11 protein-coding genes are annotated in these 16,187 nt (G+C 70.8%); 6 read left to right on the plus strand and 5 right to left on the minus strand.

Annotated features, from left to right (window positions below):
* Nucleotides 1–134 precede the first annotated feature (134 nt).
* Nucleotides 135–1,016, minus strand: coding sequence for an NAD(P)-dependent oxidoreductase (locus tag OG507_RS25755; RefSeq protein WP_327369540.1), 882 nt, complete (start codon nt 1,014–1,016; stop codon nt 135–137).
* 96 nt (nt 1,017–1,112) lie between these two features.
* On the opposite strand from OG507_RS25755, the gene OG507_RS25760 reads away from it, so the two are divergent.
* A complete protein-coding gene (locus OG507_RS25760) occupies nt 1,113–1,460 on the plus strand; it encodes a winged helix-turn-helix transcriptional regulator (RefSeq protein ID WP_327369541.1) in 348 nt (115 codons plus the stop codon).
* Between the two features lie 17 nt (nt 1,461–1,477).
* Here the strand turns inward: OG507_RS25760 and OG507_RS25765 are convergent, their stop codons facing one another.
* On the minus strand, nt 1,478–2,200 hold the full coding sequence (locus OG507_RS25765) for a response regulator (RefSeq protein WP_327369542.1): 723 nt from the start codon (nt 2,198–2,200) through the stop codon (nt 1,478–1,480).
* A complete protein-coding gene (locus OG507_RS25770) occupies nt 2,200–6,462 on the minus strand; it encodes a HAMP domain-containing protein (RefSeq protein WP_327369543.1) in 4,263 nt (1,420 codons plus the stop codon). The genes OG507_RS25765 and OG507_RS25770 overlap by 1 nt, the downstream gene beginning before the upstream one ends.
* Nucleotides 6,463–6,633: 171 nt before the next feature.
* Between OG507_RS25770 and OG507_RS25775 the strand changes: the two genes are divergently transcribed.
* The 5 genes from OG507_RS25775 to OG507_RS25795 all read left to right on the plus strand — a co-directional run bounded on the left by OG507_RS25775 (nt 6,634) and on the right by OG507_RS25795 (nt 13,104).
* A complete protein-coding gene (locus OG507_RS25775; RefSeq protein WP_327372087.1) occupies nt 6,634–8,484 on the plus strand; it encodes a SpoIIE family protein phosphatase in 1,851 nt (616 codons plus the stop codon).
* Between the two features lie 88 nt (nt 8,485–8,572).
* A complete protein-coding gene (locus OG507_RS25780) occupies nt 8,573–9,415 on the plus strand; it encodes a DUF3626 domain-containing protein (RefSeq protein ID WP_327372088.1) in 843 nt (280 codons plus the stop codon).
* Between the two features lie 132 nt (nt 9,416–9,547).
* Nucleotides 9,548–10,447 carry a S1 family peptidase gene (locus OG507_RS25785; RefSeq protein ID WP_327369544.1) on the plus strand — a complete coding sequence of 300 codons (900 nt, stop codon included), beginning with the start codon at nt 9,548–9,550 and terminating at the stop codon, nt 10,445–10,447.
* Nucleotides 10,448–10,543: 96 nt separating this feature from the next.
* Nucleotides 10,544–11,023 (plus strand): hypothetical protein, encoded by a 480-nt coding sequence (locus OG507_RS25790; protein WP_327369545.1) that lies wholly within the window; start codon nt 10,544–10,546, stop codon nt 11,021–11,023.
* Nucleotides 11,020–13,104: a bifunctional polysaccharide deacetylase/glycosyltransferase family 2 protein gene (locus tag OG507_RS25795; protein WP_327369546.1), complete on the plus strand. Its 2,085-nt coding sequence runs from the start codon at nt 11,020–11,022 to the stop codon at nt 13,102–13,104. Before OG507_RS25790 ends, OG507_RS25795 begins: the two co-directional genes overlap by 4 nt.
* A 25-nt stretch (nt 13,105–13,129) precedes the next feature.
* Here OG507_RS25795 and OG507_RS25800 read toward each other — a convergent pair whose 3' ends face one another.
* Nucleotides 13,130–14,770: an N-acyl-D-amino-acid deacylase family protein gene (locus OG507_RS25800; protein ID WP_327369547.1), complete on the minus strand. Its 1,641-nt coding sequence runs from the start codon at nt 14,768–14,770 to the stop codon at nt 13,130–13,132.
* Nucleotides 14,771–14,789: 19 nt separating this feature from the next.
* Nucleotides 14,790–16,103 (minus strand): alanine racemase, encoded by a 1,314-nt coding sequence (locus OG507_RS25805; protein ID WP_327369548.1) that lies wholly within the window; start codon nt 16,101–16,103, stop codon nt 14,790–14,792.
* Between the last annotated feature and the right edge of the window lie 84 nt (nt 16,104–16,187).

Consider the following 16,187-nt stretch of genomic DNA (forward strand, 5'->3'; position numbering starts at 1 on the left):
CGGGCTCGGGCTTGGAATGGGCCGGGACGGGGCGTGACGGAAACGAACGGGTGAGATGCGCCACGTGAGCGGCGCGGCGGTGACATGGCTGCACTTCGGCGCCGTCCGTCGGTTCCGGTCCCTCGTGGGCGCGGTCAGCGTGCCAGCAGGTCGACCACACCCGTGGTGCTCTCGTCGCCGCGCCCGTCCGCGAGGAGCCGCTCCATGAGGGCCATGTACGGAGTCAGCAGTTCGGCGCTGACGCCCTGTTCCTCGGCCGTGCGCAGCAGGGTGGCGTTGCCCGCGACCTGCATGGCGAGGCTGGACACCACTTCGCGTGTGTAGTCCCCGTCGGCCAGTTGGGCGGCGACCGTGTGCACGGAGGGCGTCATCGCGACGAGCCAGTCGGCGAGCAGCGGTGCGAAGGCCACCGGATCGATGTCCTCCTTGCGGATCAGGGCGAACGCGTGCGAGATCCCGGCGAACATCCCGTCCATCGCGCTCAGCAGCGCCACGTCGTGCAGGGCGGCGAAGCCGGCGTCCTCGCCGACGTACGAGGTGGCGGCCGGGACGGCCAGGGTGTCGCGGTGGGTGTCGAAGAGGGCGCGGGAGCCGCTGTAGAAGACATGGGCGCCGGAGCCCGGGGCGCCGATCATCGGCGGGACCGCCATGATCCCGCCGTCCATGAAACGGGCCCCGCGTCCGTCGGCCCGGACGGCGAGGGCGCGGGCCCGGTCAGGAGTGGAGGTGGTGAGGTCGACCAGGTCCTTGCCGGTCAGGTCGGCGCCGGTCAGGGCCTCGTCGACCGAGGCGTCGTCGAGCAGGCAGATCACGGTCAGCCGGCTCGCAGCCACCGCCTCGGCAACGGTCCCGGCGACGGACGCCCCTTCGGCGGCGAGCGGCCGGGCCCTTTCGGGACTGCGGTTCCAGACGGTGAGCGGGTGCCCGGCGGCGAGCCAGGCGCGGGCGAGCGCGGTGCCCATGGCCCCGAGCCCGAGGAGGGTGAGCGGCTGCTTCTCAACGGTGTTGTCGGTCATGCCGATTAGGCTTGTCGCAGGCCCGGAAGTGTTCAAGTACGCACTTCGCAGTGGGTGGTTACCGCCGGGTGAGCGAGCAGGTGGGAGGGGCGGACCATGGGGACCGTACGGAGGCCGGGGTCGTACGTCTGCGGGATCGACGCCGCGATGGATGTGATCGGCGGCAAGTGGAAGGTGCTGATCCTCTGGGCGCTCAATGAACAGACGTGCCGCTTCGGCGAGTTGCGCAGGATGGTGCCCGGGGTGACGGAGAAGGTGCTCACGTCGCATCTGCGGGAGCTAGAGGAGGACGGCATCGTGCACCGGGAGGTGCATGCGGAGGTGCCGCCGCGCGTCGAGTATTCACTGACCCCGCTGGGTGTAGAACTCAACGAGGCGCTGGGGCCGCTCGGCGTCTGGGGGAGGGAGAACGTCCTTCAGGACGCGCCCTCGTCCCTGCCGTGACGCGTTGCCTCGCCTTCCTACGTGTCGCAGGCCGTCCGCAGCCGTTCCACGGCCTTTTCCAGTTCGACGATGCGGTCGGCGAGGCCCGTCCGGCCGGAACTGTCGGCATCCCGTAGCAGGACTTCCAGCCGGGCCAGCTGGCCGACGATCTCGGCGAGCCGGTCGGGCTCTTCCTGCGGTGCCGCATGGTCCGTGTCGTACGAGGGGTGGTCCGTGTCGTACGACGGCTCGGTGGATGTGCGCGCCGGGTCGGGGACGGCCGGCACGACCCCGGGCCGTCCGCCGTCGGCAGTCAGGAGACGCTTCAACTGTTCTGCCTGCTCGACGAGTTGGTGGTTCTTGCGGTGCAGGTCGAGGAAGACGTTGACCTTGGTCCGCAGCAGCCAGGGGTCGAACGGCTTGATCAGGAAGTCGGCGGCGCCGACCGTATAGCCGTGGTAGGCGTAGTTCGGATCGACCGCGGCACCGGTCAGCAGGATGATCGGGACATCCTTCGTCTGGTCGAGCCCCTTGATGTTGGCGGCGGTCTCGAAGCCGTTCATGCCCGGCATCATCACGTCGATGAGCACGACCGCGAACTCCTGGCGCAGCATCGCCTTGAGGGCCTCCTCGCCCGACTGCGCGCGGACCACATGGGCCAGCGAGCCGAGTACGGCTTCGAGGGCGACCAGATTCTCCTCCATGTCGTCGACGATGAGGATGCTGGAGGTCTCCGGCGCTGCTTCCCGTGCCGCTGTCATCAGGGCCCTCCCGTTGTGCCGTTGCCGTCCTGGTCCCCGTCCACGGGGCGGGCATTGTCGGAGGGATCCGGCCGGGGCTCCGTCGAAGCGCGCTGCGGATCGAGGAGTCCGCAGATCACGGACAGCAGGCGGTCGACGTCCACCGGCTTGGGGACGTAGTCGTTGGCGCCGCTCTCGATGGCCTTCTCCCGGTCACCGGGCATGGCCTTCGCGGTGAGCGCGATGACCGGCAGGTCCGCGAAACGAGGCGTGCGGCGGATCGCCGCGATCATCTCGTAACCGTCCATCTCGGGCATCATGATGTCCATCAGCACCAGTGATACGTCAGGTGTCCGGTCCAGGACCTCAAGGCCCTCGCGGCCGTTCTCCGCGTACTTGACGCTGATGCCGACGCGGCCCAGCACATGTGTCAGCGCGAAGACGTTGCGGATGTCGTCGTCGACGATGAGGATGCAGCGGTTGGCCAGCACCCCGGCTGCGTGGCCGGTCAGCCAGTCCTTGAGCCGGGTCGTCTCGGGCCAGCTGACGTCGTCGCCGCTGCCGTCGGGCCGGGGCGCGGTGCGGGGCGCGGTGCGGGGCACGGACTGGGCGTCGAACACATCGACCTGCGACGCGGGCCCGGTCTCGGCCGTGGGCCGGGCGTCCGGGGCGGTGAGTTCGGCGACGGCCGGAGCGGGGCCGCTCGCGGGGCGCGGTTCCAACGCGGGGACGGCGTCGGAGGGCGGACTCGTGTAGTGCGCGGGGACGAAGAGCGTGAAGGAGGAGCCGACGCCCGGCTCGCTCTCGGCGGTGATCCGGCCGCCGAGCAGACCCGCCATGTCCCGGCTGATGGAGAGGCCGAGGCCGGTGCCGCCGTATTTGCGGTTGGTGGTGCCGTCGGACTGCTGGAACGCCTCGAAGATCCCGTCGAGCTTCTCCGGCGGGATGCCGATCCCGGTGTCCTTGACGGTCAGAGCGATGACGGCGTCGGCGTTGCGCAGCGTCTCCTCGGTGAATTTCGAGGGCGTCGCGCGTTCGACGATCAGCTGCACTCCACCGGACGAGGTGAACTTGACCGCGTTGGACAGGAGGTTGCGGAGGATCTGCTGGAGGCGCTGCTCGTCGGAGAAGAGGGTGAGGGGGACGTTCTCGCCGACCCTTATGTCGAAGGACAGGCCCCGGTCCGAGGAGAGCGGCTGGAACGTCGCCCGTACGTAGTCGAGCAGCTTGATGAGCGGCAGCGTCTTGGGATGCACATCCATCCGGCCCGCTTCGATCTTCGACAGGTCGAGGATGTCGTTGATCAGCTGCAGCAGGTCGGAGCCCGCCCGGTGGATGGTGACGGCGAACTCCACCTCCTGCGCGGAGAGGTGCTCGTCGGGGTTGTCGGCGAGGAGCCGGGACAGCACGAGGAGCGAGTTGAGAGGCGTGCGCAGTTCGTGCGACATGTTCGCCAGGAATTCCGACTTGTACTGGGAGGACGTGGCCAGCAGCGCCGCCTTCTCCTCCAGCTCGGCATTGGTGAGCTGCAACTCGTCGGAACGCTTGCGCAGTTCGGCGGTGAGGCGCTGGGACTCCGAGAGGAGGGACTCGGTACGGGAGTTGGCGATGATGGTGTTGATGGAGACACCGATGGTGTTCACGAACTGGTCGACGAAGGCGAGGTGGACCTCGCTGAAGCGGCTGAACGAGGCCAGTTCGATGACTCCGAGCACCCGGTCCTCGAAGAGGATCGGCAGGATCACGACGCTGGCCGGGGGCGCGGAGCCGAGGCCGGAGCTGATGGTGATGTACTCCGTGGGGACCGATTCGATCAGGATCCGCCGTTTCTCCGTGGCGGCCTGGGTGATCAGACCCCAGCCGGGGGTGTCGAGGCTCGGCCGGGCGCGCCGGCGGCGGGTCTCGGGCTGGCCGGTGCCGTAACCGGCCAGGAGCTCCAGGTCCTCGCCGGGTGCCGCGCCCGCCTCAGCCAGGAAGAACGCACCGTACTGGGCGTTCACCAGGGGGGTCAGCTCGCGCAGGATCAGGTCGGCGACCTCGACCAGGTCGCGGTGGCCCTGCATGAGTCCGGCGATACGGGTCAGGTTGGATTCCAGCCAGTCCTTGGCGCGGGTGGTCTCACGGAGGTTCGCCACCATGAGGTTGATGTTGTTCTTCAGGGCGGCGACCTCGCCCTGGGCCTCCACCGAGATGGAGCCGGACATGTCGCCCTGCGTGACGGCGCTGGCGACCTCGGCGATCGCGCGCACCTGGGTGGTCAGGTTCAGGGCCAGTTCATTGACGCTGGTGGTCAGCTGCTTCCACGTCCCGTAGACGCCCTCCACCCGGGCCTGGCCTCCCAGCTGCCCCTCGCTGCCCACCTCGCGGGCCACGCGGGTCACCTCGGAGGCGAACGCGGAGAGCGTGTCGACCATCGTGTTGATCGTGGACTTGAGCTCCAGGATCTCGCCGCGCGCGTCGACGTCGATCTTCTTCGACAGGTCGCCCTCCGCGACGGCGGTGGCGACCTGGGCGATGTTGCGGACCTGGGAGGTGAGGTTGTCGGCCATGAAGTTGACGTTGTCGGTGAGGTTCTTCCAGACCCCGGAGACGCCGTGGACCTGGGCCTGGCCGCCGAGCCGCCCCTCGGTGCCGACCTCGCGGGCCACCCTGGTCACCTCGTCCGCGAACGCGCGCAGTTGCTGGACCATCGTGTTGACGGTGTCCTTGAGCTCCAGGATCTCGCCGCGCGCGTCGACGTCGATCTTCTTCGACAGGTCGCCGTTGGCGACGGCGGTGGTCACCTGGGCGATGTTGCGGACCTGGGAGGTCAGATTCAGCGCCATGCTGTTGACGTTGTCGGTGAGGTCCTTCCAGACCCCGGAAGCGCCCCTGACCTGTGCCTGACCGCCCAGGTTGCCCTCGGTGCCGACCTCGCGGGCGACGCGGGTGACCTCGTCGGCGAAGGCGGAGAGCTGGTCGACCATGGTGTTGATCGTCGACTTCAGCTCCAGGATCTCCCCCTTGGCCTCCACGGTGATCGTCTTGCCGAGGTCGCCCTCCGCGACGGCGGTGGCGACCTGGGCGATGTTGCGGACCTGGGAGGTGAGGTTGTCGGCCATGAAGTTGACGTTGTCGGTGAGGTCCTTCCAGACCCCGGATACGCCCCTGACGTGGGCGCGGCCGCCGAGCTGGCCCTCGGTGCCGACCTCGCGGGCGACGCGGGTGACCTCGTCGGCGAAGGCGGAGAGCTGGTCGACCATGGTGTTGATCGTCGACTTCAGCTGCAGGATCTCGCCCCGCGCGTCCACGGTGATCTTCTGGCTGAGGTCGCCGTTGGCGACGGCGGTGGTCACCTGGGCGATGTTGCGGACCTGGGACGTCAGGTTCGACGCCATGAAGTTGACGTTGTCGGTGAGGTCCTTCCAGACCCCGGATACGCCCCTGACCTGGGCCCGGCCGCCGAGCTGGCCCTCGGTGCCGACCTCGCGGGCGACCCGGGTGACCTCGTCGGCGAAGGCCCGGAGCTGGTCGACCATGGTGTTGACCGTGAGCTTCAGCTCCAGCAGCTCGCCGGTGGCCTCGACCGTCACCTGCTGTGTCAGGTCGCCGCGCGCCACCGCCGTCGTCACGACCGCGATGTCCCGCACCTGCGCCGTCAGCCGGGACGCCATGGTGTTGACCGCCTCGGTCACATGGAGCCAGTCGCCCGACAGTCCCTGCGCCTTCGCGCGGCCGCCGAGCCGGCCCTCGGTGCCGACCTCGCGGGCGACCCGGGTCACCTCGCCGGTGAAGAGGGAGAGCTGGTCCACCATGCGGTTCACGCCGATGCCCAGGCGCCGCAGGTCGCCGCGGAGCTGGCGGCTGCCGTCGTGCAGATCGACGTGCTGGGTCAGATCGCCGTCCGCGACGGCGTCGAGCACCCGGGTGGCCTTGGCCACGGGCACCACCAGCGCTTCGAGCACCGTATTGGCGGCCTCGACGTTCGTCGTCCAGGTCCCCGAGCCGGGACTCGCCGAGATCCGCTCGTCCAGCCGCCCCTGCCGGATGATCTCGTGGCGCACCCGCTGGAGCTCGGAGGCGAGATGTGCGTTCCGCGCGACGATCTGCTGGAACACCCCGGCCATCTCGGCCGGTACCCCGTCCGGCAGGGCGCCCCCGTCCCGTTCCTCCGATTCCTCCACGCGCGCCGTGAAATCACCGTCGCACAGGGCCTTCATCGCGACGAGCAGCGGTCGCAGATCGCCCGTACGTACCCACTGTCCGTCCGGCTCCGTACCGGGCCGGGTCGGGGTCAGCGTCATGGAACACCCACCGTCCAAGATCCATTGCCGCACATCAGGGTCTGGTGCACACGAGAGGTTCATTGGTCACGCATGTCATAGTATAAAGCGCCTGAATATACTCTTTATCGTGCTGAATTGGTGCATACGGGGGAAACGGAGATCCCGTTGTCCGTGCATGCGAGCAAGACGATGTCGAGCGAATCGGTGTCCAGGAAGGGACTGCCGGCGAACAGGCTGGCGGCCGCCCGAGCGCGGGAGTTCGTGTACGCGGCGCTCCACGGCTGGACGCAGGTGCCCGCGGACGGGCGCGGGGGCGTGGCCGGGGCCACCGACGCGCCTCCCGGAGCGGGCGCGGCCCCGGTTTTGGAGACGGTCCCCGAGGAGCTCGTCGACGACGCGGTGCTCCTCGTGAGTGAGCTGGTCACCAACGCCGTCATGTACGCCGGAACCGACATCGACGTGGTCTGCCGCCTGGAGCGTGACCCGGCCACCCGGCCGTGCGTCGTCGTGGAGGTCGCGGACCGCCACCCCTCCCGGGGGGTGCGGTGCGGAGCGGAAGCCCGGCGCGGTGAGGCCGGCTACGGCCTCCAGCTGGTGAGCGCGCTCTCGGAGTCCTGGGGCGTGACCTACCGGCGGGCGGAGAAGCGGGTCTGGTTCCGGCTGCAGGCCGCGGAGCAGGAAACCGCGGAAGTGGATGCGGCCTCCTCCGGGCCCGCTGCCGCCGGGCCCGATGGCGCTACCCGGTCCCGGGACGCGGGGGCATACGTACATCCGGCGCATGCCCGTGGATACGCCGCCGAGTGGGTCGACCGCCGCGGACCCTCGTTCCTGGCCGAGACCAGCGAGCTCCTGGCCGGCCAGCTCGACGAGGCCATGGTCACCGCGCTCGCGGCCCAGATGCTCGTACCCAGACTCGCGGACTGGTGCGGCATCTGGCTCGGCGCGCCGGGCAGGACCCCGCAGCTGTCCCGGGTCTGGCACGCCGACGAGCAGCGCATCGATCCGCTGCGCGAGGAGCTGGAAAGAATTCCGCCGCCCACCGCGCTCCGCACCGGGGGCGTGCCCTGGCCGTGTCCGGAGAGCGCCGGTGCCGACCGTGCGGGCGGGTCGGCGTTCGCCTTCCCGCTGATCGCCCGCGACGCCGACCTGGGCGTACTGCTCCTCGGCCGGGCGGAGCAGACGCAGATGAACGACGCCGTGATGCGGATGGTGCAGGATGTGGGTCGCAGGCTCGCGCAGGCCGTGTTCACCGCCCGCCAGTACACCCGGCAGCGCCGGATCAGTGCCGCGCTCCAGCGCAGGCAGCTGCCCTCGGCGCTGGCCAGGATCGTCGGCGTCGACACGGCGATCGTCTACGAGCCGCACGGCGAGGGGCAGACCGTCGGCGGCGACTTCTACGACATCTTCCCGATGGGCGGGGGCCGCTGGTGCTTCCTGCTCGGGGACGTACAGGGAAAGGACCCGGAGGCGATGTCCGTCACCGGCCTGGCCCGGCACCTGGTGAGGCTGCTGGCGCGCGAGGGCCATGGCGTCGAGTCGGTGCTCGGCCGGCTGAACGTCGCCATGGCCGAGGAGAGTGCCGAGGCATTCGCGCTCGGCGGCGAGCAGACGGGCTCCCGCTTCCTGAGTCTGCTGTACGGGGAGCTGACGGTCGAGCCGGGCGTGCCCGGAGCCCGCTGCACGGTCGCCACCGCGGGGCATCCCCCGCCGCTGCATCTGTTCACCGACGGCAGGGTGGAACCGGCCTCCGAGCCCCAGATGCTGCTCGGCATCGACGAGGGCGCCGAATTCCGGGCCGGCACCTTCGACCTCGCACCCGGCGAGACGCTGTTGTGCGTGACCGACGGCGTCACCGAACGCCGCTGCGGCAACTGGCAGCTGGACGACAACGACGGTCTGGCCGATGTGCTCCGCCAGGGCATGGGTCTGGGTGCGAAGGCACTCGCGGAGTACGTACGACGGGCGGCGCACGACTTCGGGACGGGGCCGGTCGAGGACGACCTCTCGGTACTGGTGCTGCAGGCGGTGGCGGGGGACTGACTCCGGTCCGCGACGGACCGGCCGGCCGGCCGCTTTCCGGGTGCGGCGGCGGACCGTGCTCCGGCACACTGCACCGGTGAGCGCAGAGATGAGAGCCCTGAGCCATGTCGCCTCCAGGTCCGCGGGCAGGCCGCTCGACCCCGCCCTGCCCCTGACGCTGAACTTCCACCCCGACCGGACGGCGGGCGGTCTGCCGATCCTGGCCCGGCTGGCCGAGGACGGTGTCTACCGGTCGCAGTTCGTCACCGGCACCAGCAACGGGGGGCTGACCGCGCACCCGGGCGGTGACCGGTGGCGCTGGGAGAGCCGGATCTTCGGCGGCGCGTACGACGAAGCCCCCGCCGAACAGCGGCCGGTGTACGGCGCGTTGAACTTCCGCCACCGCACCGTCGGCGCGGCGCCGAGGTTCGGGTCCGCACACTTCCGGCTGACCCCGGACACCCTCCCGCGCGCCACCTTCTGCTATCCGGACAGCGCTGCCGAGCCGGCGGATTTCGGCGTCGCGTCCGGCATGCACCTCATCGAACTGGCCGAGGCCGACGACCGGGATGCGCTCAACGACTACATCGAGGCGCAGATCCACGGCCCGGTCGTCCTCGGCCGTCATGTCGAGGCCCTGGTGCTGGACCCCTGTCACCGCTCCACACCGGTCGAGGAGGCGGCCCGCCGGCTTCCCTGCCGCACGGAGTGGCATGCCGGATTCCGGCTGACCGTCGGGGAACTGCGCCGCCACCCCGACTACCGGGGCGCCGAGTTCGTCGAACTCGGCGCCGGGATCGCGCAGGACGGTGTGCTCGACCCCCGCGTCATCGGGGACGCCGCCCGCACCGGCCGGTACGAGCCGCAGTCGCTCAAGATGGTCTGGCACTGCCTCGCCCGCTTCGGCGCCCCGCCGCAGCCGCCCCGGCCGATCCGGGCCCTGACGGTTTGAGGCAACCGGCGGCTTGAAACAGCCCCTTGTGGGGGTCCCCCTCGTGCGCCAACATGCGCATGTCAAAACCGGAGGAACTTCGGTCGCAGGGGCCACCAGGGCCCTGCACAGGTCACCAGAGGGGACCCCCACATGAAGAAGCCTCTCGTCGGCGCGCTCTTCGCCGTTCTGCTCCTCGGAGCGGGAACGGCCCCCGCCGTCGCGGCCACGAGCCACGACACGGCCGCGCCCACGACCAGGGCCGCCGCACCGCGGGCGGCCACGGCCAAGACGGCCACGGCCGGGACGATCACTGCCAAGGCGGTCAACTTCGCCGGAACCGTCGCGCTCAGCAACTGTTCGGGCTCCGTCGTCCGTACGCCCGGCTCCCTGCCCTCCGACCCCGCGCTCGTGCTCTCCAACGGGCACTGCTTGGAGTCGGGATTCCCCGGCCCGGGCGAGGTCGTGTTCAACCAGCGCTCCACCCGCAGCTTCACCCTGCTGAACGCCGCGGGCAGCGGTGTCGGCACCCTGCGGGCGAGCAAGATCGCGTACGGGACGATGACCGACACCGACATATCGGTGTACCAACTCACCCGCACCTACGCCCAGATCGAGAGCACCTACGGCATCAAGGCGCTGGAGCTCAACGCCGCACACCCCGTCCAGGGCACCGCGATCACCGTCGTGTCCGGCTACTGGAAGCGCACGTACGCCTGCAACGTGGACGGCTTCGTCTACCGCCTCAAGGAGGGCGAGTGGACCTGGAAGGACTCCGTCCGCTACACCTCCGCCTGCCAGACCATCGGCGGCACGTCCGGCTCCCCGGTGATCGACAACGCCACCGGCAAAGTCGTCGCCGTCAACAACACCGGCAATGAGGACGGCCAGCAGTGCACGGACAACAATCCGTGCGAGGTCGACGAGAGCGGCAATGTGACGGTGCGCCAGGGCATCAACTACGCCCAGGAGACGTACGGCATCGTGCCCTGCATCGGAACGGGCAACCAGTTCGATCTCGACCGCCCGGGGTGTGAGCTGCCCAAACCGTAGGGTCCGTCAGGCGGCGGGACACCGCCTTGCGCGATTATGTCCCGGTATCGGAGCGCGCTTCTCCGCGGAGGGGCGCGCTCCGTACAATGCGCCGCCATGAGCCACCGGAGTGACCAGAACAGCGCGGTCTTCGTCGACGCCTCGGGGCGGCGCGGCCGCTTCATGAAATACGCGGCCGCGTTGCTCGGCGTCGTCTGTGTCCTCTTCCTCGGAACCGTCGTGGTCGGGCTCTCCGGCTCGGGGCCGGCCGGTGGCTCCCTGCCCTGGGGCGGGAACGGGGACGACAAGCCGCCCGTGCGGGCCGAGCACTCGCCCCCGCCGGCGGACGCTCCCCGTCCGAAGGCGTCCGCCGTCCCGGCAGGATCGTCCAAGGGCACCGGCGCCGCGTCCGCGAGCACCGGACCCACCACCGGCTCCGACGGCACGGCCACCGGTTCTGCGACCGCCTCCGCGCCGCCCGCCCCCACGCCGACCACAGGCGCGACGTCCGCCCCCGCGCCCGGCAACGCCGCCGACAACCCGGGCCGCGGCACTCCGGCGGCGCCCGCCGCCACCGGCAAGGGGAAGAGCCATTGACCAGGCATGCGCAGCGCCGTGAGCCCCGTGCCCACTGGGTGCTGTTGATACTGACGCTGACGGCCGCCGCCACGGCGCTGGTGTTCAGCGGATACGGCCGTCATGAGATAGCCCCGACCGCCGCGCCCGCCGCCTGCGCCGCCGCCGGGCCGGACCTCTTCCAGGGCGGCCCCGTCGTCCGTCTGGACCCCAAGACGGGGGGCGTCCGCGCATCGGAGGTGCTGCCCGGCAGCGTCGCCCTCACCTACGACGGCGGCCCGGACCCGGCCTGGACCCCGGACCTGCTGGACCTGCTCCGCAAGCACCACGCCAAGGCGACGTTCTTCCTCACCGGCACCGAAGCCGCCGCTCATCCCGATCTCGTACGGCGGATCAAGGACGAGGGCCACGAGATCGGTTCGCACACCTACACCGACGCCGACCTCGGCTCCGTCTCCGGCGTCCGTGCGGGCCTTGAGCTCTCCCTCACCCAGAACACCCTCGCCGGCACCGCGGGTATCGGCACCCCGCTGCTGCGCCTGCCCCACACGAGCACCACCGAGAGCTTCTGCGGCGCGCAGTGGGAGGCCGGGCGGCGCGCCATCCTCGACGGCTATGTGCTGGTCGCCGCCGATGGCCCGGGAAGGAGTCCGGAGCGGGGCGCCGTACGGCAGTTCACCGGATCGGCCGAGGCCGTGACGGAGACCGGGAAGCTGTTCCGGGCGGCGCCGGCGGCCGGGGGCCTGACGTACACCACGATCAGCGAGGGGCTCGGCCAGCCCTCGGCGATGCACGAAGCGAGCACGCTCTCCGAGTGGCGGGGCACCGCCGTCGTCCTGGCGCAGCGCGGCTCCCGGGCCTTCGCAGACGCGATGACCTGGCTGCTCGCCGTCGCCGGAGCGCTCACCCTGCTGCGGCTCGTCCTGCTGCTCACCGTGGCCCGCGTCCATGTGAAGCGGGTGCGCGCGAAGCGCGGCCGACGCCGTGGCGCGACGCGCCTGCCCCCGCTCACCGATCCGGTCTCGGTGATCGTCCCGGCGTACAACGAGGAGGCGGGCATCGAGGCGACCGTGCGCTCGCTGCTCGCGTCCACCCATGAGTACGTGCAGGTCATCGTGGTGGACGACGGATCCAGCGACCGTACGTACGAGATCGCCGAATCCATCCCCGATCCCAGGGTGATGGTCGTCCGCCAGCCCAACGGGGGCAAGGCGAGCGCCCTTAACACCGGTCTGGCCTGGGCCCACTTCGACATCGTCGTGATGATCGACGGCGACACCGTCTTCGAGCCGGAGGCCGTCCGCAATCTGATCCAGCCGCTCGCCGATCCGCGAGTCGGCGCGGTCAGCGGCAATACCAAGGTCGGCAACCGCCGGGGGATCCTGGGGCGTTGGCAGCATCTCGAGTACGTCATCGGGTTCAACCTCGACCGCCGGATGTTCGACGTCATGGAGTGCATGCCGACGGTGCCCGGCGCGATCGGGGCGTTCCGGCGGGAGGCGCTGATGGGCGTCGGCGGTGTCAGCGAGGACACCCTCGCCGAGGACACGGACCTCACGATGGCGCTCTGCCGTGCCGGATGGCGGGTGGTCTACGAGGAGTCGGCCATCGCCTGGACCGAGGCACCGTCCTCCGTCCGGCAGCTGTGGAAGCAGCGCTACCGCTGGTGCTACGGGACACTCCAGGCGATGTGGAAGCACCGCAGGGCCCTGGTCGAGCGTGGTCCCGCGGGCAAGCTGGGCCGGCGGGGACTGACCTATCTCGCGCTCTTCCAGACGGTTCTGCCGCTGCTCGCACCGCTGGTCGATGTCTTCGCGCTGTACGGTCTGCTCTTCCAGGACGCCGGGCAGGCGGGCCTGGTGTGGCTCGGCTTCACCGCCGTCCAGGTCTTCGGTGCGGTGTACGCACTCCGGCTGGACCGGGAGAAGTTCGAGCCGCTGTGGAGCCTGCCGCTGCAGATCTTCGTCTACCGGCAGTTGATGTACCTGGTGGTGGTCCAGTCGGTGGTGACCGCACTGCTCGGGAACCGGCTCGGATGGCAACGCATGCACCGCACCGGCTCGGCCACGGACTCGTGGGAGCAGCAGCCCGCCGGCCGCTGAGCGGGCCGGACAGGGGCCGGAGGCCTCATGGGCGACCCCGGGTGCGCCCCGCGCCCCGTACGGACCGGCCCGCCAGGACGTCGGTTCGGTGGCCGTCCTCGATGACGAAGCGGCCGTCGATCAGTACGTGCGGGATGCCGACCGGCAGTGTGCGCGGTTCCTCGAACGTCGAGCCCGCCGCGACGGTTGCCGGGTCGAAGAGGACCAGGTCGGCGCGGTAGCCCTCGCGTACGTACCCCCGGTCGGTCAGGCCGAGTCGCTTTGCCGGGCGGGAGGTCAGGTGGGCGACGCACTCCTCCAGCGACAGGATGCCCAACTCCCGTGCGTACCGGCCGAGATACTGCGGGAACGTGCCGTACGCGCGCGGGTGCGGCTTGTCGCCCTGGAGGATGCCGTCGCTGCCGCCGGTGTGCACCCGGTGGCGCATGATCTGCCGGACGTTCTCCTCGTGGCCCACGTGCTGGAGGATCGTCGAGCCGAGCCGGTCCTCGACGAGCAGCCGGCGCGCGGTCACCCAGGGCGCCTCGCCGCGCAGGCGGGCGGACTGCGCCACCGTACGGCCGACATGCCCGGCGAGGCCGGGCGCGCCGACGCCCGAGATCTCGATCGTGTCCCACTCGATCGGCACGCCGTGGCAGCCGTCCGAGCCCAGCACCTCCAGGTGGTGCCGGATCCGTTCCGCCGTCGCGTCGTCCGCCAGGCGCGCGAGGACCGACTCGGGTCCACCCTCGCCCGCCCAGCTCGGCAGCATCGCGACCAGGGTCGTGCAGCCGGGGGTGTACGGGTAGGTGTCGAGGGAGATGTCCGCGCCCGCGTCCAGGGCGTCGTCGAGCAGGGCGAGGAGGTCCGGCGCCCTGCCCTTGTTCACACCGAAGTTCATGGTGGCGTGCGCGAGATGGAGCGCGCAGCCCGCGTTCCTGGTGAGCTGCACCATCTCCTCGTACGCGCCGAGCGCGCCCGCCCCGTACGAGCGGTGGTGCGGGCAGTAGTAGCCGCCGTACCCGGCCACCACCCGGCACAGCTCGGTGAGTTCGGCGTCGTTCGCGTACATGCCGGGGGTGTACGTGAGGCCGGAGGACATGCCGACCGCGCCCTGTGCCATCCCCTGGGCCACGAGCTCCTTCATCCGGGTCAGCTCGGCGTCGGTGGCCGGGCGGTCCTCCCAGCCCATCGCGTACATCCGGACCGTGCCCTGCGGGACGAGGTAGGCGGCGTTGACGGCGATGCCCCGGCCGCCGAAGTTGCGGTCCAGGCGGTCCAGGTACTCGCCGACCGTGCGCCAGTCGAAGTCGATGTCCGAACCGTCGCCGTTCCAGCCGGTGATCGTCTTTTGCACCTCGGTGAGCGTGCGGTCGTCGGCCGGGGCGTACGACAGGCCGTCCTGGCCGAGGACTTCGAGTGTGACGCCCTGCGCGGCCTTGGCGCTGTGGTCGGGGTCGCGCAGCAGCGCGAGATCGCTGTGCGCGTGCATGTCGATGAACCCGGGGGCGAGGACGAGCCCGTCGGCGTCGAGAGTACGACGGGCGGTGGGGCGGGGGCCGGGGGCGTGCTCGGGGTGGATCTCGACGATCCGGCCGCCGTCCATGGCCACGTCGGCGCGGGGGGTGGTGGAGGTGGGGGTGCCGGTGCCGTCCATGACGTGCGCGTTGCGGATGACCAGGTCCATGGGCTCGCCTTTCAGGAGGTCAGAAGAACGTGCGGATGTAGTCCGTGACCGTGCCGTCCGCCCGCACCAGCGGAATCAGCTGCCACTTGTCGAAACTCGTGCACGGATGCGAAAGCCCCATCCCCACCCAGTCCCCTACTTCGAGCTCCGCACCCGGCTCCGTACGCACCCATGTGTGCTGGTCCGACAGGCCGCTGACGGTGACACCCGTCGCGGGCCGGACCGTGCCGTCGCGGCCGGACCGTACGACCTGCGCCTGCGGGAGGTCGAGGTCGTACGCCGCGTCCCGCTTGCCCGCGTTGAGGAACGCCTGCTCAGCGGAGGGCCGGGAGACGACCTGGGCCCAGAGCCGGAAGGCGGGCTGCAGGGCCCCCTCCTCCGGGATGCGGTTGAACGGGGTGAGGTGGCGGTAGTGGCCGTCGTCGTGCGAGACGTACGCCCCCGAGCGCAGCAGCTTGAGCACCGGACCGGAGAGCTCCGGGATCCGGGCGAACACGTCCGCCACCGCGTCGAACCACGCGCTGCCGCCCGCGCTGATCACGATCCCCTCACCGGCCGCCGCCCCCGCGAACCGGCCCGCCCGGTCGAAGTCGGCGGCCAGTGCGACGAGGCGGCGCAGCCACTCCCGTACCCGCTCGCCGGACGCGTCCGGCACCTCGCCCTCGTACCCCGCCACGCCCACCAGCCGCAGCGTCCGGGCCGCTGCCACCGCATCGGCCACCGCCGCGCAGTCGGCCTCGGTACGGGCTCCGGTACGCGCACCCTCGCCCGCGCCCAGCTCCACGACGACGTCGACGGGGCGGGAGGCGCCCGCCGCCCGCAGCGCCTCGTCCATCAGCTCCACGCCGCGCACCGAGTCCACGTAACAGATGAAACGGAACTCCGGATCGGCGTCCAGCTCACCGGCCAGCCAGCGCAGCGCCACCGCGTCGACCAGCTCGTTGGCGAGGAAGATCCGCCGGATCCCGTACGCCCGGTAGACCCGCGCCTGGTGCGGCACGGCCGCGGTGATGCCCCAGGCGCCGTGCTCCAGCTGGCGGGCGAAGAGCTGCGGGGACATGGAGGTCTTGCCGTGCGGGGCGAAGGCCAGCCCGTGGCGTTCCGCGTAGGTCTCCAGCAGGGCGAGATTGTGCTCGACCGACTCGGCGGACAGGGCGAGCACCGGTGTGGTGAAGCCGCCCGTGTAGAGATTGCGCCGCTCGGCGGCGAGGGCGCCGACGGTCAGGCCCTCCGCGTCGGGCGGGAGCGCCTTGAAGCGGTGGTCGACCAGCTCGTCGGCAAGTCCGGCCACAGGACGGTCGGCGGCCAAGGGGGCCTCCTCGATCGAAGTCACGTTGCAGCATGTGCAACACCCATTGCGCATATCGCTTAACGCTGTCTAACATCCGAGCCGACGCCGGGTCAATGCCGAGGGCCT

The organism is Streptomyces sp. NBC_01217, from assembly GCF_035994185.1.
Classification (GTDB): Bacteria; Actinomycetota; Actinomycetes; order Streptomycetales; family Streptomycetaceae; genus Streptomyces.